18 protein-coding genes are annotated in these 21712 nt (G+C 55.6%); 13 read left to right on the top strand and 5 right to left on the bottom strand.

What is annotated here, in order from left to right:
- Positions 1-35 precede the first annotated feature (35 nt).
- Positions 36-2045: a methyl-accepting chemotaxis protein gene (locus Dpoa569_RS00430; RefSeq protein ID WP_042867594.1), complete on the bottom strand. Its 2010-nt coding sequence runs from the start codon at positions 2043-2045 to the stop codon at positions 36-38.
- Positions 2046-2270: 225 nt separating this feature from the next.
- Here Dpoa569_RS00430 and yidA point away from each other — a divergent pair, with 225 nt between their 5' ends.
- On the top strand, positions 2271-3086 hold the full coding sequence (gene yidA, locus Dpoa569_RS00435) for a sugar-phosphatase (protein WP_042867596.1): 816 nt from the start codon (positions 2271-2273) through the stop codon (positions 3084-3086).
- 36 nt (positions 3087-3122) lie between these two features.
- On the opposite strand, the gene uxuA is transcribed toward yidA, so the two are convergent.
- Complete coding sequence (uxuA, locus tag Dpoa569_RS00440) at positions 3123-4307, bottom strand: mannonate dehydratase (RefSeq protein WP_042867598.1); 1185 nt, start codon at positions 4305-4307, stop codon at positions 3123-3125.
- 257 nt (positions 4308-4564) lie between these two features.
- On the opposite strand from uxuA, the gene Dpoa569_RS00445 reads away from it, so the two are divergent.
- Positions 4565-5263, top strand: coding sequence for a FadR/GntR family transcriptional regulator (locus Dpoa569_RS00445; RefSeq protein ID WP_146410934.1), 699 nt, complete (start codon positions 4565-4567; stop codon positions 5261-5263).
- A gap of 97 nt (positions 5264-5360) precedes the next feature.
- Here Dpoa569_RS00445 and bhsA read toward each other — a convergent pair whose 3' ends face one another.
- On the bottom strand, positions 5361-5621 hold the full coding sequence (bhsA, locus tag Dpoa569_RS00450; protein ID WP_042867600.1) for a multiple stress resistance protein BhsA: 261 nt from the start codon (positions 5619-5621) through the stop codon (positions 5361-5363).
- Positions 5622-5870: 249 nt separating this feature from the next.
- Here bhsA and Dpoa569_RS00455 point away from each other — a divergent pair, with 249 nt between their 5' ends.
- The 7 genes from Dpoa569_RS00455 (at position 5871) to Dpoa569_RS00485 (ending at position 15269) form a co-directional block, all read left to right on the top strand.
- Positions 5871-7154 (top strand): DUF3748 domain-containing protein, encoded by a 1284-nt coding sequence (locus Dpoa569_RS00455; protein WP_042867602.1) that lies wholly within the window; start codon positions 5871-5873, stop codon positions 7152-7154.
- A 240-nt stretch (positions 7155-7394) separates the two neighbouring features.
- Positions 7395-8981 (top strand): FGGY-family carbohydrate kinase, encoded by a 1587-nt coding sequence (locus tag Dpoa569_RS00460; protein WP_042867604.1) that lies wholly within the window; start codon positions 7395-7397, stop codon positions 8979-8981.
- Positions 8982-9029: 48 nt separating this feature from the next.
- Positions 9030-10682, top strand: a complete 1653-nt coding sequence (locus Dpoa569_RS00465) for a signal transduction protein (RefSeq protein ID WP_042867606.1) — start codon at positions 9030-9032, stop codon at positions 10680-10682.
- Between the two features lie 3 nt (positions 10683-10685).
- Positions 10686-11645, top strand: coding sequence for a dihydrodipicolinate synthase family protein (locus Dpoa569_RS00470; RefSeq protein WP_042867608.1), 960 nt, complete (start codon positions 10686-10688; stop codon positions 11643-11645).
- 15 nt (positions 11646-11660) lie between these two features.
- Positions 11661-12707, top strand: coding sequence for a sialidase family protein (locus Dpoa569_RS00475; RefSeq protein ID WP_042867610.1), 1047 nt, complete (start codon positions 11661-11663; stop codon positions 12705-12707).
- 113 nt (positions 12708-12820) lie between these two features.
- Positions 12821-14164, top strand: coding sequence for an MFS transporter (locus tag Dpoa569_RS00480; protein WP_146410937.1), 1344 nt, complete (start codon positions 12821-12823; stop codon positions 14162-14164).
- Positions 14165-14264: 100 nt separating this feature from the next.
- Entirely contained in the window at positions 14265-15269 is a 1005-nt protein-coding gene (locus tag Dpoa569_RS00485; protein ID WP_042867612.1) for a LacI family DNA-binding transcriptional regulator, read from the top strand.
- Here the strand turns inward: Dpoa569_RS00485 and Dpoa569_RS00490 are convergent.
- Positions 15263-15634, bottom strand: coding sequence for a YceK/YidQ family lipoprotein (locus Dpoa569_RS00490; protein WP_042867614.1), 372 nt, complete (start codon positions 15632-15634; stop codon positions 15263-15265). The genes Dpoa569_RS00485 and Dpoa569_RS00490 overlap by 7 nt on opposite strands.
- 346 nt (positions 15635-15980) lie before the next feature.
- On the opposite strand from Dpoa569_RS00490, the gene ibpA reads away from it, so the two are divergent.
- Together ibpA and ibpB are read left to right on the top strand one after the other, a co-directional pair.
- Positions 15981-16394 (top strand): small heat shock chaperone IbpA, encoded by a 414-nt coding sequence (ibpA, locus tag Dpoa569_RS00495; RefSeq protein WP_042867616.1) that lies wholly within the window; start codon positions 15981-15983, stop codon positions 16392-16394.
- Between the two features lie 158 nt (positions 16395-16552).
- Positions 16553-16999: a small heat shock chaperone IbpB gene (ibpB, locus tag Dpoa569_RS00500; protein ID WP_042867618.1), complete on the top strand. Its 447-nt coding sequence runs from the start codon at positions 16553-16555 to the stop codon at positions 16997-16999.
- Between the two features lie 85 nt (positions 17000-17084).
- Here ibpB and Dpoa569_RS00505 read toward each other — a convergent pair whose 3' ends face one another.
- On the bottom strand, positions 17085-18536 hold the full coding sequence (locus Dpoa569_RS00505) for an anion permease (RefSeq protein WP_042867620.1): 1452 nt from the start codon (positions 18534-18536) through the stop codon (positions 17085-17087).
- An 826-nt stretch (positions 18537-19362) separates the two neighbouring features.
- Between Dpoa569_RS00505 and Dpoa569_RS00510 the strand changes: the two genes are divergently transcribed.
- Both Dpoa569_RS00510 and dcuR read left to right on the top strand, forming a co-directional pair.
- Complete coding sequence (locus tag Dpoa569_RS00510) at positions 19363-20976, top strand: sensor histidine kinase (RefSeq protein WP_042867622.1); 1614 nt, start codon at positions 19363-19365, stop codon at positions 20974-20976.
- 12 nt (positions 20977-20988) lie between these two features.
- On the top strand, positions 20989-21711 hold the full coding sequence (gene dcuR / locus Dpoa569_RS00515) for a two-component system response regulator DcuR (RefSeq protein WP_042867624.1): 723 nt from the start codon (positions 20989-20991) through the stop codon (positions 21709-21711).
- Position 21712 lies beyond the last annotated feature (1 nt).

The raw sequence follows: 21712 nt of genomic DNA on the forward strand, positions 1-21712 counted from the left end.
TAGCCAACGGCTATGCCTTTATTGGTTGCAGTGCGCTAATGAGTACGGAACACCTGTATCAGTTGCATCAACTGCCGGGCTTGTTCCTCCAGTGAGGCTGCCGCAGAGGTTGCCTGTTGTACCAGCGCGGCGTTCTGTTGGGTAACGCCATCCATTTCATGCACGGCCTGCGTTACCTGACTGATGCCGCGTGATTGTTCATCGGAGGCGGCGACAATCTCGCTGATGATGTCGTTGACCGAGGTGACGGCAGACAGCATGTCTCGCATGGTTTTCCCGGCACTTTCCACCATGTTGACCCCATGACCTACCCGTTCGGCGGACTCACTGATCAGCGCGGTGATGTCCTTGACGGCACTGGCGCTGCGTTGGGCCAGGCTGCGTACCTCGCCGGCCACCACCGCGAAACCGCGGCCCTGTTCGCCAGCGCGTGCCGCTTCCACCGCCGCATTGAGCGCCAGAATATTAGTCTGAAAGGCAATACTGCTGATGATTGTCGTGATCTCACTGATTTTCTTTGAGCTTTCGTCGATGTTACCCATCACGCTGACTACCTGACTGACAATCTCGTCGCCGCGCTGGGCAATCTGTGCCGCGTTTTGCGTTAGCCGGGTGGCGCTGTGCGCGTTATCGGCGTTTTGCTTCACGGTAGCGGTAATTTGCTCCATGCTGGCGGCGGTTTCTTCCAGCGCCGACGCCTGCTGCTCAGTACGGGATGCCAGATCGACGTTACCGGCTGAAATTTCCGCCGCACCGTGACTGACCGATTCGCTGGTGGACATCAGTTGCTCTACGATATTGCGCAACTGCTGCTGCATTTCCGACATCGCATAAAAGATGCTGCTGGTGTCTTTGGGTTGCACTGGAATGTGGAGCGTCAGGTCCCCTTGCGCCACGGCCAGGGCAATGCTTGCCGCTTCCGTCGGCTCACCCCCTATCGGGCGTAACACCTTGCGGGTGAGGATAACGCTAATCACCCCGGATACGACCAGAATACTCAGTAGCGTCATGAATGCGCTGATGTAACGTAACCGCACTAATTCGGCCATCACCACCTGTTCGGGTACCGCTACGCCCAACATCCATGGCGTGCCGGTATTGCCGATAGTAATTGGCAGATAGGCATTCATCATTTCTGTTTTGGTGAAAGAGCTCATGCGGGTGGAAAAAAACGGCGTGCCTGATTGAATGCTTTCCAGCAGTTTGGGGTCGCCTTCCAGTTTTTTGGTAATGCGAGCCGCATCCGGATGGGCGATATAGTTACCATTGGATGAAAACATCATGGCATAGCCGGCTCCACCAAACGGCTTAATGTCATTGATCGTTTTTTGCAGCGTCGCCAGCGAAAAATCTGCCGTGACGGAGCCATAAAATTTGCCGTTAATCATGATAGGCACAGCGATGGAGGTGAGCAGCACATTGACCCCGTTATAGGGATAGCTGTAAGGCTCCAGGATCACCTCTTTTTGCAGTTTGCGAGGCAGTAAGTAGTAGTCGCCGCTACCGGGAGTTTCGTAGTCAGTCAGGGTGTGCAAGGCAACGTTGCCATTATTGTCGCGGTCTACATAGCGTACGAATCGGCCTTTCGGGTCTTGATCGGGTTGGCCGGCGTACTGTGCATCTTTCCCATCAAAGGCATTCGGTTCGAAAGCCAGCGACATAGACAGTAACTCAGGGTGGTTCTTGAGGGTACTTTTCAGTATTTGTTCCGTCGTGGCGCGATCCGGCAAACCGGACTCACGCAAGCTGACAACGCTTTGCATCAGACTCCGTGCGGCAAACAGCGCTACATCAATACGACTTTGCACGGAATAGGCGCTGGCCGTGGCGGTTTGCTCCAGTACCTGTTGGACGCTGGCTTTTTGCTGTTGACCTGACTGCCATAGCAAAAAGCCAATAATAGTGGAAAATCCTATGGCGATGATGATGACAGTGGTGACGAGCACCAGCGTCCGGGTAGAGAGCGTATTTTTTCTTGTCTGCGTGTCTACCGTACTGACTGAAGAAACCGCAGAGGAAGCATAAGGGACCAACGGGTTAGGCATAGCAGTACTCCACTGTACAACTCTATTAATGAATTAAATAAACATAACAGCGGTAATGAATACAGCCAGGCAAAGAGATGCCTTTTTTTGCTGTATTCATAGCTAGCATCGGTCTTAGTGTAAGTTTCTTTAATCAATAGCAGATGACATGTCAGTGGATTTTCTGGCCTCTCCCGGCGAAATCGCGTTAGCATATCGATAGTGAGGTTGATTACTGGGGAAATCATGGCGATAAAACTGATTGCGATTGATATGGACGGCACGTTGCTGACGCCGGAAAACCATATTTCGCCCGCGGTGCAACAAGCGATTGCCGCTGCCCGTGAAAAGGGCGTGTATGTGGCACTGGCGACCGGGCGTCCGTTCATTGGCATCGAACGCTACTTGAAACAACTGGCGTTGCAGCAGGATGGACATTACTGCATTACCAACAATGGCGCGTTAGTGCAGAGCACATTGACGGCTGAGTGTGTGGCACAAACGACGTTGAGCTTTGAGGATTACCTCTATTTCGAGGCGTTGTCGCGTGAGCTGGGCGTGCATTTCCACGCGCTTGATTTCAATTATGTGTATACCGCTAACAAAGACATTAGCGCCTACACCGTGCATGAGTCTCACCTGACCAGTATGCCGCTGAAATACCGGGCGGTAGAGGAAATGGACCGCAATCTGCGTTTTCCAAAAGTGATGATGATAGATGAACCCGACGTGCTGGATGCCGCTATCGCCCGCATTCCGCGTGAGGATTTCACGCGTTACACCATCATGAAAAGCGCCGCGTTCTATCTGGAGATTCTGGACAAGCGAGTGAATAAAGGCGAAGGGGTAAAAATGCTGGCGCAACACCTTGGCCTGGAACGTGATGAAGTGATGGCGCTGGGTGATCAGGAAAATGATTTGGCGATGATCGAATTTGCCGGGCTGGGTGTGGCAATGGGCAATGCGATTGACAGCGTCAAGGCGGCGAGCCAGTTTGTTACCCGCTCTAATCGTGAAGATGGCGTGGCTTACGCGATTGAGAAGTTTGTGTTGAATGTCTGACCTGTGCGGGCCAGACATTCAGGAGCGTGCGGCAGGTTAGTCGTTAAAAAACGTCTGTTTGATGGCCAGCTCGACGCCGCGCACTTCCGCCAGCCCTTTCAGCCGCCCGATGGCAGAGTAGCCGGGGTTGGTTTTCTTCTTCAGGTCATCCAGCATCTGGTGGCCGTGGTCAGGTCGCATCGGAATGGCGCGGGTGTTGCCCTGCTGACGACGACGGTGTTCTTCCGCCAGAATCGCTTTCACTACCTTCACCATGTCCACATCGCCATGCAAGTGAGCCGCTTCGTGGAAACTTTTCGGGTTTTCCTCGCGGCAGGTGGCACGCAGATGGGTGAAGTGGATACGATCAGCGAAGGTTTCGATCATGTTCACCAGATCGTTGTCTGCCCGCACGCCGTAAGACCCGGTACACATGGTAAAGCCATTATGGATGCTGTCCACGGTGTCTTTTAACCACTGCATATCCTCGATGGTGGAAACGATGCGCGGCAGGCCGAGAATCGGGCGCGGCGGATCGTCCGGATGCACCGCCAGTACAATGCCGGCTTCTTCCGCCACCGGTACGATTGCCCGCAGGAATTCCGCCATGTGTTCACGCAGTTTCGCCTTATCGATACCGTCGTATTGCGCCAGTTGGGCGCGGAACTGCTCCAGTGTATAGCCTTCTTCAGCACCCGGCAGGCCGGCGATGATATTGCGGGTCAGCTTGTCTTTGTCGGCATCGGTCATGGCGGCGAAATACGCGGCAGCCTGACGCTGTTCTTCATCGCTGTAGTCGGCGCCAGCGCCAGCGCGCTTAAGCAGGTGCAGCTCAAACGCAGCGAAAGCGGTGTGATCGAACCGCAGTGCTCTGGAACCGTCCGGCATCGGGTATTCCAGGTCAGTACGGGTCCAGTCCAGCACCGGCATGAAGTTGTAGCACACGGTATCGATGCCGCAAGCGCCCAGATTGCGCAGTGACTGCTGGTAATTGGCGATATAACGTTGGTAATCGCCGTTCTGGGTTTTGATAGCTTCGTGCACCGGCACGCTTTCCACTACCGACCAGGTCAGCCCTTTTTCCGCCAGTATTGCCTGACGTTGCTTAATCTCTTCAATGCTCCACACTTCGCCATTAGGGATGTGGTGCAGCGCGGTGACGATACCGGTCGCGCCCGCCTGGCGGGCATCATCCAGCGACACCGGATCGTTGGGGCCGTACCAGCGCCAGGTGTGTTCCATAATGTAGCTCCTTAAGCTATGTTTGAATAAGTGGTCGGTCTGGTGGCCTGACCGCCTGACCAGCTCACTATTCACCACCTGTAGCGATATTTCTGTGATTTAGATCACGTAAGCACCAGCCAGGAGAGCGATGTGGAAGCCGCAGGTGAGGCGGGGGCATTTACTTTTCTGGCGTTTTAGCGGCTATGGTAAGCTGTGGGGTGTTGTTTACAGAACATATGGTTAGGACACGACTGACGGGGGAATCCGGAGGGGATATGGTATTACCCACACTGAAGGTTGAGCGGCTGTACCGGCAGATCTCCACACTGCTGATTAACTGCATCAGGAACGGTCAGTTTGTGGCCGGGCAACTGTTGCCTTCGGAGCGTGAGCTGGCGAAACAACTGGGGGTGAGCCGCTCGTCCATCCGTGAGGCGCTGATTGCGCTGGAAATCACCGGTTGGGTGGAAATCCGCACCGGCAATGGCGTCTATGTCAATGATCCGCTGCCGGAAACGCTACCTGCGGCGTTGCCGGAAGACGAATTCAGCCTGCGGGCGTTTATTCAGGCCCGTCAGGTCTACGAGGCGATGATGGCGGAACTGGCGGCGATACATGCCAGCGACGAACAGCGCGCCGCGCTACAGGAAATCACCCGCGATTTGTCCCGCCTGCATATTAATGACGCGCAGTTTTTGCATGAAGACAAGCGCTTCCACCTGCTGGTGAGCGAAATGTCTGGCAATGAAGTGTTGCAGGACATGATGGAATACCTGTGGAACAAGCGTCAGAGCAGCCGGTTTGTCCGGCTGGAAACGCTTTACGCCGACTCCGATTTTCCCCGCACCATGAATCAGGATCATACCGATATCGCGGATGCCATCATCGCGCGCGACCCTGCTCGTGCGCGTATCAGCATGGAGCGTCACCTCCAGCATGTGTACGATCATCTGTTCAGCGGTGCTGATGAATAAACCATGAATCAGTTGGCGTGTACGGTGTCTGAAATGAAAAAACCCCAGTGGGACACAGGCACCGGGGTTGAGGGATAATGATGAATATGCGGGCGATTTATTTGTAGATCGTCGCGTTGCCGTGCAGGGTATCGTCGCCGCCAGCGTAGGTAATGGTGTAGGCGGAAGCGCCGGCTGCGCTGGCTTTGTGCGCCAGTTTGGTTTGCAGCGACGTCAGGTCGTTGGCGGTGGCGGAAACTGCGCCGATTTTTTCCAACTGCTGAGCCTGTTCATAGCTAACGTTGTGAGCGGCGGCAAAAGAGCCAAAAGATACGGTGGTAAGAACGGCAGCGATAGCGATAGTTTTGATGTTTTTCATGTCTCTTTCCTTTTTTTCGGTAACCCTGGTGAAGGCGTTTAATCTTTCGATAACGGAATTCGATAACGGAAAGGTTACGCCCTGTTGGCCTTCGTGAAAAACGGAGGTTGTTGACGCTATCTTTCTACTTTTTTGACCAACAATACAGTCAGGTATTGTAAACAAACCGCTGATTTTCATTGTTTTTGTCATTCATTGCGCGGTTTTTTATGATATGCCAAGTTAATTAGGTAAGGCGGGGAATCTGTGATGAATGAAGACAGGCAGATAACATTTGGGGCGTTTTCACATCAGCTCACCAACATCAATATCTGGTCATGTGATGGAAACTGGCTGATTTATGATGTCCGGCCACATGGGTCTTCATTTACCGGTTTGACGATTGAGCGCGTCAATGTAGAAACCCGCGAGTGCGAGGTGCTTTACCGTGCCGGGCAAGGCGCGCATGTTGGTGTCGTGACCGGCAGCCCGGTACCGCCGCAACGTTATGTGTTTATCCACGGGCCGGAAAACCCTGACGCGCACTGGCAGTACGATTTCCACCATCGCCGTGGCGTGGTGATAGCCGATGACGACCGCCAGCAGGCCACGACGCTGGATGCCTGCGTGTTGACGGCGCCCTATCTGGCCGGGGCGCTGCGCGGCGGTTCTCATGTGCATGTGTTCAGCCCGGACGGTACTCGCCTGAGCTTTACCTATAACGATCATGTGCTGCATGAGCGTGACCCGGCGTTGGACTTGCGCAATGTCGGGGTGGCGGTGCCGTTACATTCCGTGGCGGCGCCACACCGTCATCCGCGTGAGCACGACGGTAGCCATTACTGTGTGCTGGTGAGTCATACCACGCCGCAGCCGCGTCCTGGTAGCGATGATATTAACCGCGCTTACGAAGAAGGTTGGGTCGGCAATACCGGTTATCTACGCCCGGACGGTAGCCGCCAGCGCTGGGCGCTGGCGTTTATCGGCGATACGTTGTCGGCGCACGGTGAGAAAGTGCCTGACGTGTTTATTGTTGATTTACCGGAACAACTGGACGATTACGCCCACCCTGGAGAGAGGCCGTTGGGCGGTACTGATGATGCATTGCCTGCGCCGCCTGCCGGCGTGCATCAGCGGCGGCTCACTTACACCGCCGACAGGCCGCACCCCGGCGTGGTCAATCAGCCGCGCCACTGGCTACGCAGTTCGCCGGACGGCAGCCAGATTGCCTTTCTGATGAAAGATGATCACGGCATTGTGCAGTTGTGGACGGTATCACCGAATGGCGGCAAGCCGCGTCAGGTCACGCAGGGCGACTGGCCGGTGCAGTCGGCATTCAGCTGGCATCCTGACGGAAAACATCTGGCGTTTATTTGCGACAACAGCGTGATGCTGTGCGAGGCGGCAACCGGGCAATTGATTCGCCAGACCGTGCGCAGCGAATTACCGCCAGTGGAGGATGCCGTGGTGTTTTCACCAGACGGTAATCGTATCGCCTATCTGCGGGATATTGATGGCTGCAACCAGATTTTTGTGGTGACGGTCAGGCGTTAACAGTCGTTTTTCCTGACCGGCGTCAGGTCCAGATTGACCCGTCGCCCATGGTTTTCCCCTCTTCTGTTGTTCCCTTACGGTCTTCACCCCATCGTGGTTTGGGTTACCTGATAAAGCCGTTTCCTTTCAAACGATTGTTTTTTATTCACCGATCTGCCTCACAGTTCGTAACAAAAATCATTGTCATCGGTCTTGTGCTTCAAATACATTGCTAACTCGACGCAGCAAAGAGGTTTCAACATGAAAGACGGTTGCTTTATCGGTGTGGATGTCGGGTCGGCCAGCGTCAGAGCTGGGGTGTTTGACGGCAATGGTCAGCGTCTGGCGTTTGCGGTTCGGCCTATCGAACAGTTTCATCCCCGCCCTCACGTGGTGGAGCAATCGTCGGTGGATATCTGGCAGGCGGTCGGTACTTGTGTGCGTGAAGCGCTAAGCGTGGCGGCGGTTGATCCTTCGCAGGTGCGCGCCATCGGCTTTGACGCCACCTGCTCGCTGGTGGCGGTGGGGATGCAAGGGCAGCCGGTATCGGTGGCGGAACAGGACGACCCGCAGCGGGACATCATCATGTGGATGGATCACCGTGCCGCAACCGAAACCACTGATATCAACGCCACCGGCGACGAGGCACTGCGCTATGTGGGTGGTGAGGTCAGCATTGAGATGGAACTCCCCAAGATCCTGTGGCTGAAACGCCATTTCCCGGCACGTTATCAGCACGTCTGGCGCTTTTTCGATCTGGCGGACTATCTGGTGTGGCGTGCCACCGGCACAGATGCGGCCAGCGTCTGCACGTTGACCTGCAAGTGGAACTATCTGGCGCACGAAAACCGCTTTAGCGACAGCCTGTTGCAAGCGGTTGGGCTGGCTGACTTGCCGCAGAAAATTCCGCCGCGCATCCTGCAACTGGGTGAGGCTGCCGGAACGCTGGCGGCTGACGTGGCGCACGACTGGGGATTGCCGGAAAACGTGGTGGTCGCCGGCGGCATTATTGACGCTCATGCTGGCGGCCTGGCGCTGGTGGGCAGCGAACCGCAGGGGAGTCTGGCCATCATCAGCGGAACGTCTAACTGCCATATGCTGGTCAGCCGTCAGCCGGTCGAGGTGCCCGGCGTATGGGGACCGTACTGGGGAGCGATGTTGCCGCAGTGGTGGCTCAACGAAGGCGGGCAGAGCGCGGCGGGGGCGCTGGTGGAGTGGACCTTGCGCCAGCATGTGCAATGGCCGGTGTTGACCGCGCAGGCGGAACAACAGCACCGTAGCCCGTATGTCGTACTGAATGAGTGGGTGGAATTACTGGAGCAGCGTGAACCATTGCCGACCCGTCATCTGCATGTGCTGGCGGACCACCACGGCAACCGCTCACCGCGCGCCAACCCGGCTGCCCGAGGCATGGTGATGGGGCTGACGCTGGAACAGGGACCGAACGCGCTGGCGCGGCTCTATCTGGCGACGTTGCAGGCCATCGCCTACGGCACCCGGCACATTATCGAGGCGTTGAATCAGGCCGGTCATCGTATTACCCGGCTGGTGATGTGCGGCGGCGCGACCAAAAATCCGCTGTGGCTGCGGGAATACGCCGCCATTACGGGTTGCGATATTCAACTGGCGAGTGAGGAAGATGCGGTCACGCTCGGCGCGGCGTTGCTGGGGGCGGTGGCGTGCGGGGCGTATCCTTCGCTGCCGCAAGCGGCACAGTCGCTGGTGCGCCCCGGTTTGCTTATCCGCGCCGATCACCGCCATCAACCGTTTCACGATGCTAAATATCAGATTTATTTGCAGATGTATGACTACCAGCAGGCTGCACAGCAACAGATGCGCCGTCACTGATAGCCGAATTTTTCCGGCACTGTCCGGAGCCGACACCAGGAGTTACCTATGTTGACACTGAATCTTCCCGTTTCACCCCGCTGGCTTTCCGTCGGCGAGCGCGAGGTCTTGCTGGTTACCAATGCGGACTTGCGGGAATCCGCCAACCTGACCTGCTGGCCAACCCAGCAGCAGTTTGAAAGTCGCCTGCAGAGCGCACTGGAGCACCAGGGATACCGCATGACGCGCGCTCATGCGGTGGACAACGCCCGTGGGCACGGTTTCATCAGCAGCCAGCGGGAAGGCAGCGACGTATTCGCCGCGCTCGACCCTGATGCGCCAGTGATTGTGTTGCTGACCGCCTGGCAGTATTCCCACCATATCGCCCCGTCGCTGGTGCATCATCGCGGCCCGGTGCTGCTGCTGGCCAACTTTGACGGCACCTGGCCGGGACTGGTGGGGATGTTGTGTATGGCGGGCTGTCTGACCAGCCTGGGGCGCGGTTATTCCCGGTTGTGGTCGGAAACCTTTGATGACGACGCGTTCCGTCAGGGGCTGGCGACCTGGCTGCGCGATGGTGCGGTGAACCACAAAACCGGCTACCTGCGCCCGGTGTCGGCCTCTCACCCGGTGCTGGCGACAGCTGCCGGACAGCTTGGCCGTCAGGTTGGGGAATACATTCTGCGACACAAGGCGATTATCGGGCTGTTCGACACCTTCTGCATGGGAATGATCAACGGCATGTTCCCGCAACAGGCGATGATCAATATCGGTATGCCGATTGAATCGTTGTCTCAGTCGGCGTTGCTGGTGGAGATGGCGAAGGTGCCGTTCGCCCTGCGGGAAAGCTGCCTGACATGGTATGAACAGCGCGGTATGCGCTTTGAGTTCGGCGATGACGGCAGCCGCCAGTTGACGCGCGATCAGGTGCTCGAACAGTGTGCGATGATGATTGCCATGGCGCGCTTCGTGCAGCGTTTCGGGCTGTCGGCGGTTGGCGTGCAGTATCAACAGGGGCTGAAGGATAGCTGCGCCGCGTCCGATTTCGCCGAAGGCGCGATCGGCAATGCGGAGCGTTTCCCGCTGCCGGATGAGCAAGGCGAGCCGATTCGTCCTGACGTCGCCATTCCCTGTATCAACGAGGTGGACATGGGCAGCGCCATTCCGCAGGTCATGTTGTGGCACTTGTTGCACGGGCTGGGATTACCGGCAGAAACCACGCTGCACGATATTCGCTGGGGCAGCGAATATCAGGGCGTGTTTTACTGGGATTTGGAAATTTCCGGCGCGGTGCCGTTCGCCCATCTTAAAGGCGGCATTGCCGGTGCTACCGGCTATCGTCAGCCGCCGATGTTCTTCCCGTATGGCGGTTCAACTATTGCTGGTCAGGGCAAAGCGGGGCGTTTTGTCTGGGCGCGGGCGCACTACGAAGGAACGCAGGTTGTCATGCATATCGGTACCGGTACCGCGGTGGAACTGCCTGCGGACGAGTTCGAGCGCCGTCGCCGTGCCACCAACTATGAGTGGCCGCTGCTTAATGCGGTACTGGATGGCGTCACCCGCGACGACCTGATGGCAGGCCACCAGAGTAACCATCTGACGGTGGCGTATGTAGACGACGATAAACTTGCTGAGGTGCTGAAAGCTTTTGTTGCTCAGGCGCTGACGCAGCATATCCGGGTATGGGCGGCGGGTGATGCTCACCAACTGCTGGCGGAGTAAATCATGACTAACGACAATCCATCCTTCAGCGATGAAAACCAGTACACTGGCATTTGGCCGGTGATGCTCACCCCGTTCGATGTGCGTGGTGAAATCGACTACGCCTCGCTGGCGCGGTTGGTGGAGTGGTATCTGAATGCCGGCGTACACGGACTGTTTGCCGCCTGCCAGTCCAGTGAGATGTTTTTCTTAAGCGATGCGGAAACCCGCGAGCTGGTGCGTTTTATCGTCGCGCAGGTAGATGGCCGGGTGCCGGTGGTGGCGTCGGGTCATACCGCCAGCGCCTTCAGCCAGCAGGTGGATCAGCTTAACGGCGTGGCGGAAACCGGCGTGGACGGCGTGATTCTGATCAGTAACCGGCTGGTGCTGGCGGGCGAGCCGGACGAGCTGGCACTGGCCCGGTTGCAGGCATTGACGGCGCAACTACCTGCGCAGGTGGATCTGGGGATTTACGAATGTCCTTATCCTTACAAGCGGCTGCTGTTTGACGAGATGGTTGCCTGGTGTGCACGCAGTGGCCGCTACACCTTCATCAAAGATACCTGCTGCGATCTGCCGACGATTCGTCGGCGGTTGCAACTGGCACAGGGTTCCCGCCTGCATCTGGCCAACGCCAACAGCCAGACGCTGCTGGCATCGCTACAGGCCGGTTGTCAGGCTTACAGCGGCGTGATGGCTAACTTCCACCCGCAATTGTACGTGTGGCTGTTCGAGCACTGGCGGGAGCACCCAGAGGCGGCGGTGCATTTGGCGGACTACCTCGGTACGGCAGCGCTGGTGGAGTTTCTCGATTATCCGGCCTGCGCCAAGTTCTATCAGCAGCAATGTGGTACGTTCTCGACCCACGTTTGCCGGGTGCGCAACAGCGCGGCTTACGGCGAGAGTTTTTTCCCACAGGCGATTGAGAGCATGATTCGGCTCGGCCAGACGCTGGAAACCCGGCTGCCGCTATCGCCCCGGTAACTAAAGGACATCCTGATGATGCTGACGACGACAACACGGCAATGTGTCCTGCCCGAAGGGCACGACTATTTCGGCAACTGCCACGCCTCGACCGTGGTGGCATTGTCGGGCGGACGGCTGCGGGTGGCCTGGTTTGCCGGTGAAAAGGAAGGCAGCGGCGATACCGCCATCTGGCTGGCCTGTGCTGAGCAAGGGAGCTGGCTGCCGCCGGTGCGGGTGGCGTGGGAAGACGGGCTGGCGCACTGGAACCCGGTGTTGCACTGGCAGGCAGGCACGCTGTGGCTGTTCTATAAGGTGGGGGCTGACGTACACCACTGGCAGACGCGGGTCATGGTGTCGGTGGATGAGGGCGCAAACTGGTCCGCACCCTGTGCGCTGGTGCCCGGCGACAGCGCGCCGCGAGGTCCGGTGAAGAATAAGCTGCTGGTGATGTCCAACGGCGAATGGCTGGCTCCCGCGTCCATTGAGGATGACCGCCACTGGGATGCCTTTGTCGATCTCAGCGGTGATCAGGGGCGGAGCTGGCAGTCAGCGCCGATTCCGCTGACTCACCGTGTGCCCGGCGAGCATGACGGCGAGGCGCTGTGGTCGGGGCTGGAGCAGGCGGCGTTGTGGGAAAACGACCTGACCCGCGTATTCCAGTGGGACGGCGTGATCCAGCCGTCGGCATGGGAGTCGTCACCGGGGCAGGTGCATGTGCTGATGCGCAGCACCCGCGGCGCGCTGTACCGCAGCGATTCTCAAGATTATGGTCGTCGCTGGTGCGAGGCTTACCCCATTGATTTGCCAAACAATAATAGCGGCGTCGATCTGGTGCATCTGGGCGAAGGCCGTCTGGTTCTGGTTTACAACCCGGTGACCGGCAACTGGCATCGTCGCTATCCGTTGGCCGTGGCCTGTTCCACGGATAACGGCGAACACTGGGAGAATGTTGTCTGTCTTGAGCAACAGCCCGGCGAGTTTTCTTATCCCGCCATTATTGCTGATGGCGACACATTACATGTGACTTACACCTGGAATCGAAAAAATATCGTTTACTGCGCGCTGATATTCAGCAGGTAGTCGTTGTAGCACACCAAAAAAACTGTACCCTACACCCCCTGCCGACCTGTGGGTTCGGCGGCGTCCGGATGGTTTTGCCTGAAGGGCGGTAAAAACATAAAGCGAGGAACATCATGTCGATTTCCGTGGAATTATCCCAACACCAGGCGATGCACAATAAATCCAACATTCGCCGCGTGGTGATCTCCAGTTGGATTGGCAACACCATCGAGTTTTACGATTTCCTGCTCTACGGACTGGCAAGCGCACTGGTGTTTGGCAAATTGTTCTTTCCCACCGTCAGCCCGGTAGCGGCCATGCTGGCATCGTTCGCCACCTTTGGCGTGGGGTTCATTGCCCGCCCGCTGGGCGGTATCTTTTTCGGCCACATGGGCGACACCCTGGGGCGTAAGCTGACATTGCTGATTACCCTCGGCGGCATGGGACTGGCGACCTTTCTGATCGGCTGTCTGCCCACCTATAACCAGATAGGCGTATGGGCGCCGATATTGCTGGTGGTGCTGCGCTTCGTGCAGGGTTTTCTGGTGGGCGGCGAATGGGGCGGCGCGATGCTGATGGTGGTGGAAACCGCGCCAGCCAACCGCCGCGGCCTGTTGGGTTCCATCCCGCAGACCGGCGGGTTTTCCGGGCAACTGCTGGCGACGGCGATATTCGCCATGGTATCAACGCTGCCGGAAGAGCAACTGATGTCCTGGGGCTGGCGCGTGCCGTTCATGCTGAGCGTGGCGCTGGTGCTGGTTGGGCTGTATATGCGCCGCAAGGTGGATGAAACCCCGGTGTTTCAGCACATCCAGCAACAGCAGCAGGCGCATCAGCGTGATACCGCGCCTCGTCAAAGCCCGGTGGTGGAAGTGCTGCGTAAACAGTGGCGCAGCATCTGCCTGATTATGGTGCTGCGTTTTGCGGAAAGCGTGCCGTTTTTCCTGGCAACCGTGTTCGCCGTGTCTTACGCCACCGTGCAGTTGGGCGTGCCTAAGCAAACTATGCTCAACGTGATCATGGCGACCTGTGTGCTGGCGTTTCCGATGCACGCGCTGTTTGGCGCGTTGTCTGACCGAGTGGGCCGCCGTCCTGTCTATATCTTCGGCGCGCTGTGCGCGGCGGCGATGGCGTTCCCGTTCTTTTATCTGCTGGAAAGCGGTTCGTTTGGGTTGATGGTGTTGGGTTACATTCTGCTGATCAACATCGCTCACAACTCCATCAATTCGGTGCAGCCGGCGTTCTTTACCGAACTGTTTGGCCCGAAAGTGCGCTACAGCGGCGCGTCCATCGGCGCACAACTGGGGGCGATTGTGGCAGGCGGTTTTACCCCGTTTATCGCCAAGGGACTCACCACGCTGGATAACGAATCCTGGACGCTGGTGGCGACTTACGTCACGGTGGCGGCGTTGGTAGCGGCATTTGCTGCCTGGAAAGCACCGGAAACCTCGCGTCGTGATATGACCAAAGACATATGATTTATTGATCGCGGCCAGGGTAGGCCGCGCTTTAGCTGCGTCGAGTTAGTTATTCCGCTACACTGGCCATCTTTCAGTTATCACAGGGATATTCTGTTGCATGGCGAAAACAGTTGAACAGATTGCCAGTGCCTTGAAGCTGTCCGTGACTACCGTACGTCTGGTACTCAATGGAAAAGCGGAACAGTATCGAATCAGCGCCAAAACCCAGCAACGCATCCACCACTATGTGACCGAGTACGGTTATACCGTTAATCACGTTGCCCGCAGCCTGAAGCTGAACAAAACCGAAACGCTGGGGCTGATCGTTCCCCGCTTATCCAACCTGTTTTTCTCGACGTTGGCCGAAAAACTCGAAACCTGCTGCCGCGAGGTAGGTTATCAACTGATGATCAGCTGTTCTTACAGTGACCCACAGTACGAAAACCGGCTGGTGGAGGCACTGTTGCAGCGTAATGTCGATGGGCTGTTTGTGGTACCGTCGTCGTTGCAAGCCGCTCAGCACCACGCGAAGGTGGTGAAAAAGCCGCTGGTACTGCTGGACCGTGATTTTGGTATCGAACAGTTGCCGCTGGTAATGAGTGACAATCTGCAAGGCGGCGCGGCGCTGACACAAGCGATGCTGACTGCCCAGCCCGCCGCACCGTTGTTTTTCATGGCGGGCGACGTGCGGCAGCCGGCGATCCGCGACCGTCTGCGCGGCTATCATCAGTCAGTGCAGCAGGCTGGTTTGGCCCCAGCGGTGCTGGAAGCAAGCCATAACCGCCGTGAGGACGGCATGTTGATGATGGAACAGTTTCTGCATCAGCATGATGCGCCGCCGCCCGCGTTCATCGCGTCGTCGCTCCCGGTGTTGGAGGGGATGCTGAGTGTGGTTCGGGAGCGTTATGGCTATATTCCGGCGCACATTAATATCGGCACCTTCGATGAACACGCCATGCTGGGATTCCTGCCGAATACGCTGTGGTCGATGCGTCAGAACGAGGATGCGTGGGCAGAACAGGCGTTTGCGGCGATGCAGCAGGCGTTACATGGTGAGGCGCAACCGCATAAGGCGGTGATCCCCATGACGTTGATTCACCGCCGCCAGGCCGGACATCAGTGACCGGCGTTATTCGCTGATGCCGGCATCACCAGCCGTTGAGGCGCAGAGTCCATCGGCTGACGGCGCTCGTATTCCTCCAGCCGGTCACGTGCTGACGTGTTGCGTTGGTCGCTGTGAACGCGGTAATAGTCATAGGGTAACAACATCGTATCCAGCATGGCGGAGAAGGGGAGGTCCATGGCCGCCATCGGCATCATCGCCCAACTGGTGTCATCATCTTTCAGTGTGGTCATGCTGGCTTTGGTGCCGGAATAGTACCCCTGCTCGCCGCCAGAGTGGGTCATTACGCTGGAGCAGCCGCCGCATGTCGCCAGTATCCCGCCTGACAGCACCAACGACAATGAGGCATTTTTCAGAATGGTCATCATGTTACCTTGAGGAATATCGTCCCGGTTACGTGGCTGGCTGCGCTGATATCGACCTGCACGTGGGTTACGGCTTTCACCTGGGTTACGGCCTTCACCTGTTTTAGCAAAATGTGCTCGTTATCCAGTGTATGCGATTCCATCGCAGCAGGGTAAAGAATAAGAAAATTTTCCCGCTTCCTGTGTTGAAAAGCAGAGATAAATCACCATATCTCTGTCAGACCTGCAGAAATACGCCGACAGGGTATTGCCGCTATGTTCCTTAAATACAGCGACTGCGGTCCGGAGCCTGTCCGAATGGAGGGCTGTAATGTATATAACCTCGCTGCACGCCAGGAGATAGTTTATGCGTAACCCCGATTTTTCCCCGTTGTATCGCTCCGCGATTGGTTTTGATCGTCTGTTTAATCTGCTGGAAGCTGGCCAAAGCCAGGGAAATGGCGGATATCCTCCTTATAACGTTGAACTGGTTGACGAAAACCACTATCGCATCGCCATTGCCGTGGCGGGTTTCGCTGAAAGTGAACTGGAGATCACCGCGCACGACAACATGCTGATTGTTAAAGGTTCACACAGCGGTGACGCCACACCGCGTAATTACCTCTATCAGGGCATTGCCGAGCGTAATTTCGAACGCAAATTCCAGCTGGCCGAACACATTCAGATTAACGGTGCCAGCCTGGAGAATGGTTTGCTGTTCATCGAGTTACAGCGGGTGATTCCTGAAACGCTGAAACCGCGTCGTATCGAAATCAAATAACCGTGTTGGCCGCTGGCGCGTAACGCCGCGGCGGTGAGTGGACAGATACGGAGTGATAGATATCGCTCTGCGTCGGTATATCTATGCGTCCGCCGAATGGGGACCAGCCGGTCATTGGCCGGAAACCAGTATCTCGCTTCACAGAAGGAGTTATGAATATGCGCAATTACGATTTATCCCCCCTGCTGCGTCAGTGGATTGGTTTTGACAAACTCGCCAGTTCCATGGGTAATCAGGAGGCTGTGGAGTTCCCGCCTTACAACATCGAGAAAATCGATGATAACCATTACCGCATTACACTGGCGCTGGCCGGATTCCGTCAGCCGGAGCTGGATATTGAAGTGGAAGGCCAGCGTCTGACCGTGAAAGGCACACCGACATTGCCGGAGAAGAAAGTGCAGTATCTGCATCAGGGGCTGGTATTTAAACCTTTCACGCTGAGTTTTACCCTGGCCGAACATCTGCATGTATCACAGGCGGAGTTTCAACATGGGTTGCTGCATATCGACCTGATCCGCGAGGTGCCGCAGGCGCTACAACCGCAGCGTATCGCCATCGGTAATCATCACCCTGAACCGGGTGAGGTGATAGAGAATGGTGAGTAAAATCTGACGGTTGTAACGAAAAACGGGTAGCACATGTGCTACCCGTTTTTTTACTGTTTTCCGACAACGGCATTGTCGGCAGTGATTAGAACATCATCAGCATCCACGGATAGCCGATCACAATCAGCAGGATCAGGAACAGAACCCCGAAGATACCACCAAGACGCCAGTAGTCTTTAGCCGGCAGATAGCCGCTGCCGTAGTAGATCGGACTTGGACCGGTGCCGTACGGTGTGATGATCCCCATGATACCCAGAGAGGTCAGCAGCAACATGCAGAAAACGGTCATATTCAGGCCAGGGACAGCGGAACCGATAGCCAGCATGGCGGGCAGCAGCGCTGTAGTGTGCGCTGTGGTGCTGGCGAACAGGTAGTGCATTGCATAGAACGCGACCAGCAGGGCGATGGTGGCGATGCCTGGGCTGATTCCGCCCAGCAGGCTGCCGCCTATTTTACCCAGCCAGGTGATGAAACCCACGTCGGACAGACCGGCAGCCAGTGCGACCAGCGTGGCGAACCAGACGAAGGTGTTCCATGCGGCTTTGTTGCCGGTGATGTCTTTCCATTCCAATACGCCGGTAACCAGCATCAGCGTGATGACCAGCAGCGCGGCCATGGCCGGTTCAACCCAGGCAGTGGCGAAAATCCACAACACCAGCGCCAGGCAGACAAACGCCAGCAGCAGAATTTCGTTACGGGAGAGTTTGCCTAGTTTTTCCAGTTCACCCTGTGCCCAACGCGGCACTTCGTCGTTGACTTTAACTTCAGGCGGATAGAGCCAGTAAGCCAGCAGCGGCACTGTCAGAATCAGCAGCACGCCCAGCGGCAGGAAGGCAATAAACCAGTTAGTCCAGGAGATGTTCAGACCGATGGCGCTTTTCACCAGTGCCAGTGCCAGCAGGTTGGGTGCCAGCGCCGATAGGAACATGGAGCTGGTGACGCAGGTTGCGGTAATCGCTACCCACATCAGATAAGAGCCGATTTTGCGAGCGCTGGGGTCGTTCGGTTTTGAACCGTACAGCGGCGGCAAGTTGGAAATGATGGGGTAGATGGTCCCACCGCTACGTGCGGTGTTGGACGGCGTGAACGGTGCCAGCAGCAAATCGGCGAACGTGATGGCGTAGCCCAGCGTCAGCGTACGCCGGCCCAGGTATTTCACCAGAATCAACGCCAGACGGCGGCCAAACTGGGTTTTTTCATAACCCGCGGCAAACATGAACGCGCCGAAAATCAGCCAAACGGTAGAGTTGCTGAAACCGGCAACAGCCCATTTAAAGGACTGTGCTGCCATCTGAAACTTCGGTGATGCTACCTGTTCAGGGCTGAACAGCACCCACGGGCTGAACAGAGAGATAATCACCACTGAAGCGATGCCGATAACGGCACCCGGTAAGGGTTCCAGAATTAGCCCCACAATAGCACCTACAAAAATGGCAAAGAATCGCCAGGCGTAGGGCGCCAGACCTTCTGGCGTGGGAATCAATAACAGGATAACTGCCACGATGATGGGCAGCAGTAGAGATATCCCGCGTTTCATTATTGCCTCCTGATGAATGATTAAAAATCAGTGAAAGATTCTTGTGTGAAATTTTTTCGCTTCTGATGCCGTAAAATATAAAAATATGTTTTATTTTCTGGAAAACCGAATACCGCCAGAACATCGTTTATTGGTAATCCATGCCGTTCCGTTTTCTGAGTATGATTAATTCAATAAAATCAGAAAAATAATGGGATTACCGGGCTCTGTTTAATGAGTGATGAATACATCATCTTTTGTTATTTTAATTTTTTTAATTAAAAAACATCGCTCAGGTTAAGTATCGACGGTTTTATTTTGCTGTTATCTTTCGATATTCCTGCCGTAATACGCCTTTTGAGTCATTATGATGCTATTTTCCCGTTGGCTACCGTTGATCTCGATCAAGTAAGCCCCAACGAGCCACAATGACTTATTTAAAATGGCAGTTTCCTGATGTTACCCAGCCTATTTCACGTTGCCGCTTTTTATGGATCTCACCCATTTTCGGATGTCAGTATCTGGATGCACTGTATGAGTGCACTAAAGGCGCGTTGTTTACTTTGCACTGACGAGCCGGTGCAAGTGGAATATTTTGGCGGTATGGAATAGTTCATCATTACTGAGATAGAAGGTAGCTGATAATCATTCACCTTTCATATCAGCCACATTACGTGTTTGGAATATTGCTGGTTTGCTCACAATACTGGCGCGACGATTTTCCCCGTAAACGTTAGTCAGATTTGTAATTATTGACGCACTCTTGGCAGATTGTGGTTAATCTTTGCGAACCCAATGCATGAACAGGTTAATATAGCGGAATAATAGTACTGGTTCGGAGCGCGACATGAGTAAAAAAAAGACACCGCTGAAATTAGGCACATCGATCATTCTCATGGTGTCGGCGGTGATTGGCTCCGTACTGTTGGTGGTTTATGCACTGTTATTTTTTCGCATTACTGAACTGACTGAATCGCATCTCAAGGAGAAAGCCTTTGCGATTGCCCGCACTGTCGCTAATTCGCCGATAGTGGTGGATGAACTGAAAGGTATTGGTGATCCGATGCTGGTGCAGCGTTTTTCCGAGAGCGTGAAAAGCCGTAACCACCTGCTGTTTGTGATCGTTACCGATATGCAAGGCATCCGTCATTCTCATCCGGAGCCGGAGCTGATAGGCCGCCACTTTATTGGCGACGACCTCTATCCGGCGTTGCTGGGGCTGGAAAATACGGCGATAAATCGTGGCGTGCTGGACCCGGCGCTGCGCGTGTTCACACCGATTTTTGACGAAAACCACCGCCAGCTTGGCGTGGTCGCGGTTGGGATTTCGCTCTCCAGCGTGCAGTCGGTTATTGATGAAAACCGTTGGATAATTCCCTGGACTATCTTGTTCGGTGCGCTGGTCGGTCTGCTGGGCACCTATTTTCTGGTGAAAACCCTCAAACGCATCATGCTGGGTTTTGAGCCGTTTGAAATTTCCAATCTATTCGAGCAACGCAACGCCATGCTCAAACAAATCAAGGAAGGGGTGATCGCCGTCGATACCGACCTGCGCGTCACCATCATTAACGACGAAGCACGGCGGCTGTTTAGTCAGCATGGCTCCGGCGAAACGCTGGCTATCGGCAGTACCATCAGCCGCTGGCCAGCGCTGATGAATCTGGAAAAGGTGCTGGAGTCAGGCGCGGCGCGGCAGGATGAGGAAATCAACTTCAACGGTAACCTGTTGCTGATCAACACCGTACCGGTCGTCGTGCAGGGGGATATTATCGGCGCTATCGCCACCTTTCGTGATAAAACGGAAGTCAGTCAACTGCTGCAACGCCTGACCGGGATGTCGTACTACGCTGATGCCTTGCGTGCCCAGTCGCATGAATTCATGAACAAGCTGCATGTCATTCTTGGCATGTTGCATTTGAAATATTACCCACAGCTGGAAGAATATATTTTAAAAACCGCCAATAATTATCAGGCGGAAATCGGTTCGATTATTCGCAAAGTAAAATCGCCGGTGATTGCCGGGTTTCTGTTGGGTAAAATCAATCGGGCACGGGATTTGGGTGTTACGTTGTCGATTAGCGAAGACAGCTTGTTGCCGGATACCGACGATTCTCAGGCCACCAATGAACTCATTACCGTATTGGGGAACCTGATCGAAAACGCGATGGATGCGTTGTCCGGTCTGGAAAACCGTGAAATTACCGTGACTTTCCATCATCAGGACGGGCAGTTGCACTGCACGGTAAGCGATGACGGACCCGGCATTGCGCCGGATATTCAGCAGCGCATTTACCAGGAGGGATTTTCTACCAAAGGCTCCGGGCGCGGCATCGGACTGTATCTCACTCGCCAGAGTCTGGAGAAAATCGGCGGTACGATAGATTTTGAATCCGAACCGGATGTTTACACCCAGTTTTTTGTGAATATTCCGTATCAGGCAAGACAGTTTGACCATGATTAAGGCAGTTTAACCATGATAAATGTACTGATCGTCGATGACGACGCCATGGTGGCGGAGTTGAATAAGTGTTATCTGAATCAGATTTCCGGGTTTAGCTGCTATGCGACGGTGCCGACGCTGCAGCAGGCGCGAAATTTGCTGATGCAGCCGGACTGCGAGATTGATCTGGTGCTGCTGGATATTTATATGCAGCAGGATAACGGTCTGGATTTGCTGCCTACCATCCGTGAATTTAGCGAACACACGGATGTCATTATCATTTCGTCGGCCAGCGATGTGTATACCATCAAAAAAGCGTTGCACTACGGCGTGGTGGATTACCTGATCAAACCGTTCCAGTTTGCGCGTTTCGAGCAGGCGCTGACCGCTTATCGGGAAGAAGCCAATCTGCTCAAGCATCGTGAGTTTGTGGCGCAATCGGACATCGATAACCTGATTCGCCGTACCAGCGGTACACCGACGGTGGAACGCAAGAAATTGCCGAAAGGGTTAACCAGCCTGACGTTGCGCACCGTCTGTGAGTGGATCGAAGGTAATCAGGGGGCTGAGTTTTCCACCGAAATGTTGGCGAATGCGATTGGCATTTCCCGCGTATCATGTCGTAAATATTTGATCTATCTGGCTGATACCGGCATTCTCGACACCAACATTCTCTACGGTTCCACTGGTCGCCCGGTTTATCTGTACCGGCTGATGCCGGAAAAGCAGGACGCATTGCGCCAGTACTGCGAATAAT

It is taken from the genome of Dickeya poaceiphila (assembly GCF_007858975.2).
Classification (GTDB): Bacteria; Pseudomonadota; Gammaproteobacteria; order Enterobacterales; family Enterobacteriaceae; genus Dickeya; species Dickeya poaceiphila.

What these genes read in the sequence shown, in the direction of transcription:
- Dpoa569_RS00510 (WP_042867622.1), top strand. Translation starts at nt 19,363, where the DNA reads ATGAGTAAAAAAAAGACACCGCTGAAATTAGGCACATCGATCATTCTC.
- yidA (WP_042867596.1), top strand. Translation starts at nt 2,271, where the DNA reads ATGGCGATAAAACTGATTGCGATTGATATGGACGGCACGTTGCTGACG.
- Dpoa569_RS00485 (WP_042867612.1), top strand. Translation starts at nt 14,265, where the DNA reads ATGGCGAAAACAGTTGAACAGATTGCCAGTGCCTTGAAGCTGTCCGTG.
- Dpoa569_RS00470 (WP_042867608.1), top strand. Translation starts at nt 10,686, where the DNA reads ATGACTAACGACAATCCATCCTTCAGCGATGAAAACCAGTACACTGGC.
- uxuA (WP_042867598.1), bottom strand. Translation starts at nt 4,307, where the DNA reads ATGGAACACACCTGGCGCTGGTACGGCCCCAACGATCCGGTGTCGCTG.
- bhsA (WP_042867600.1), bottom strand. Translation starts at nt 5,621, where the DNA reads ATGAAAAACATCAAAACTATCGCTATCGCTGCCGTTCTTACCACCGTA.
- Dpoa569_RS00505 (WP_042867620.1), bottom strand. Translation starts at nt 18,536, where the DNA reads ATGAAACGCGGGATATCTCTACTGCTGCCCATCATCGTGGCAGTTATC.
- dcuR (WP_042867624.1), top strand. Translation starts at nt 20,989, where the DNA reads ATGATAAATGTACTGATCGTCGATGACGACGCCATGGTGGCGGAGTTG.
- Dpoa569_RS00480 (WP_146410937.1), top strand. Translation starts at nt 12,821, where the DNA reads ATGTCGATTTCCGTGGAATTATCCCAACACCAGGCGATGCACAATAAA.
- Dpoa569_RS00465 (WP_042867606.1), top strand. Translation starts at nt 9,030, where the DNA reads ATGTTGACACTGAATCTTCCCGTTTCACCCCGCTGGCTTTCCGTCGGC.
- Dpoa569_RS00460 (WP_042867604.1), top strand. Translation starts at nt 7,395, where the DNA reads ATGAAAGACGGTTGCTTTATCGGTGTGGATGTCGGGTCGGCCAGCGTC.
- Dpoa569_RS00475 (WP_042867610.1), top strand. Translation starts at nt 11,661, where the DNA reads ATGATGCTGACGACGACAACACGGCAATGTGTCCTGCCCGAAGGGCAC.
- ibpB (WP_042867618.1), top strand. Translation starts at nt 16,553, where the DNA reads ATGCGCAATTACGATTTATCCCCCCTGCTGCGTCAGTGGATTGGTTTT.
- Dpoa569_RS00455 (WP_042867602.1), top strand. Translation starts at nt 5,871, where the DNA reads ATGAATGAAGACAGGCAGATAACATTTGGGGCGTTTTCACATCAGCTC.
- ibpA (WP_042867616.1), top strand. Translation starts at nt 15,981, where the DNA reads ATGCGTAACCCCGATTTTTCCCCGTTGTATCGCTCCGCGATTGGTTTT.
- Dpoa569_RS00430 (WP_042867594.1), bottom strand. Translation starts at nt 2,045, where the DNA reads ATGCCTAACCCGTTGGTCCCTTATGCTTCCTCTGCGGTTTCTTCAGTC.
- Dpoa569_RS00490 (WP_042867614.1), bottom strand. Translation starts at nt 15,634, where the DNA reads ATGACCATTCTGAAAAATGCCTCATTGTCGTTGGTGCTGTCAGGCGGG.
- Dpoa569_RS00445 (WP_146410934.1), top strand. Translation starts at nt 4,565, where the DNA reads ATGGTATTACCCACACTGAAGGTTGAGCGGCTGTACCGGCAGATCTCC.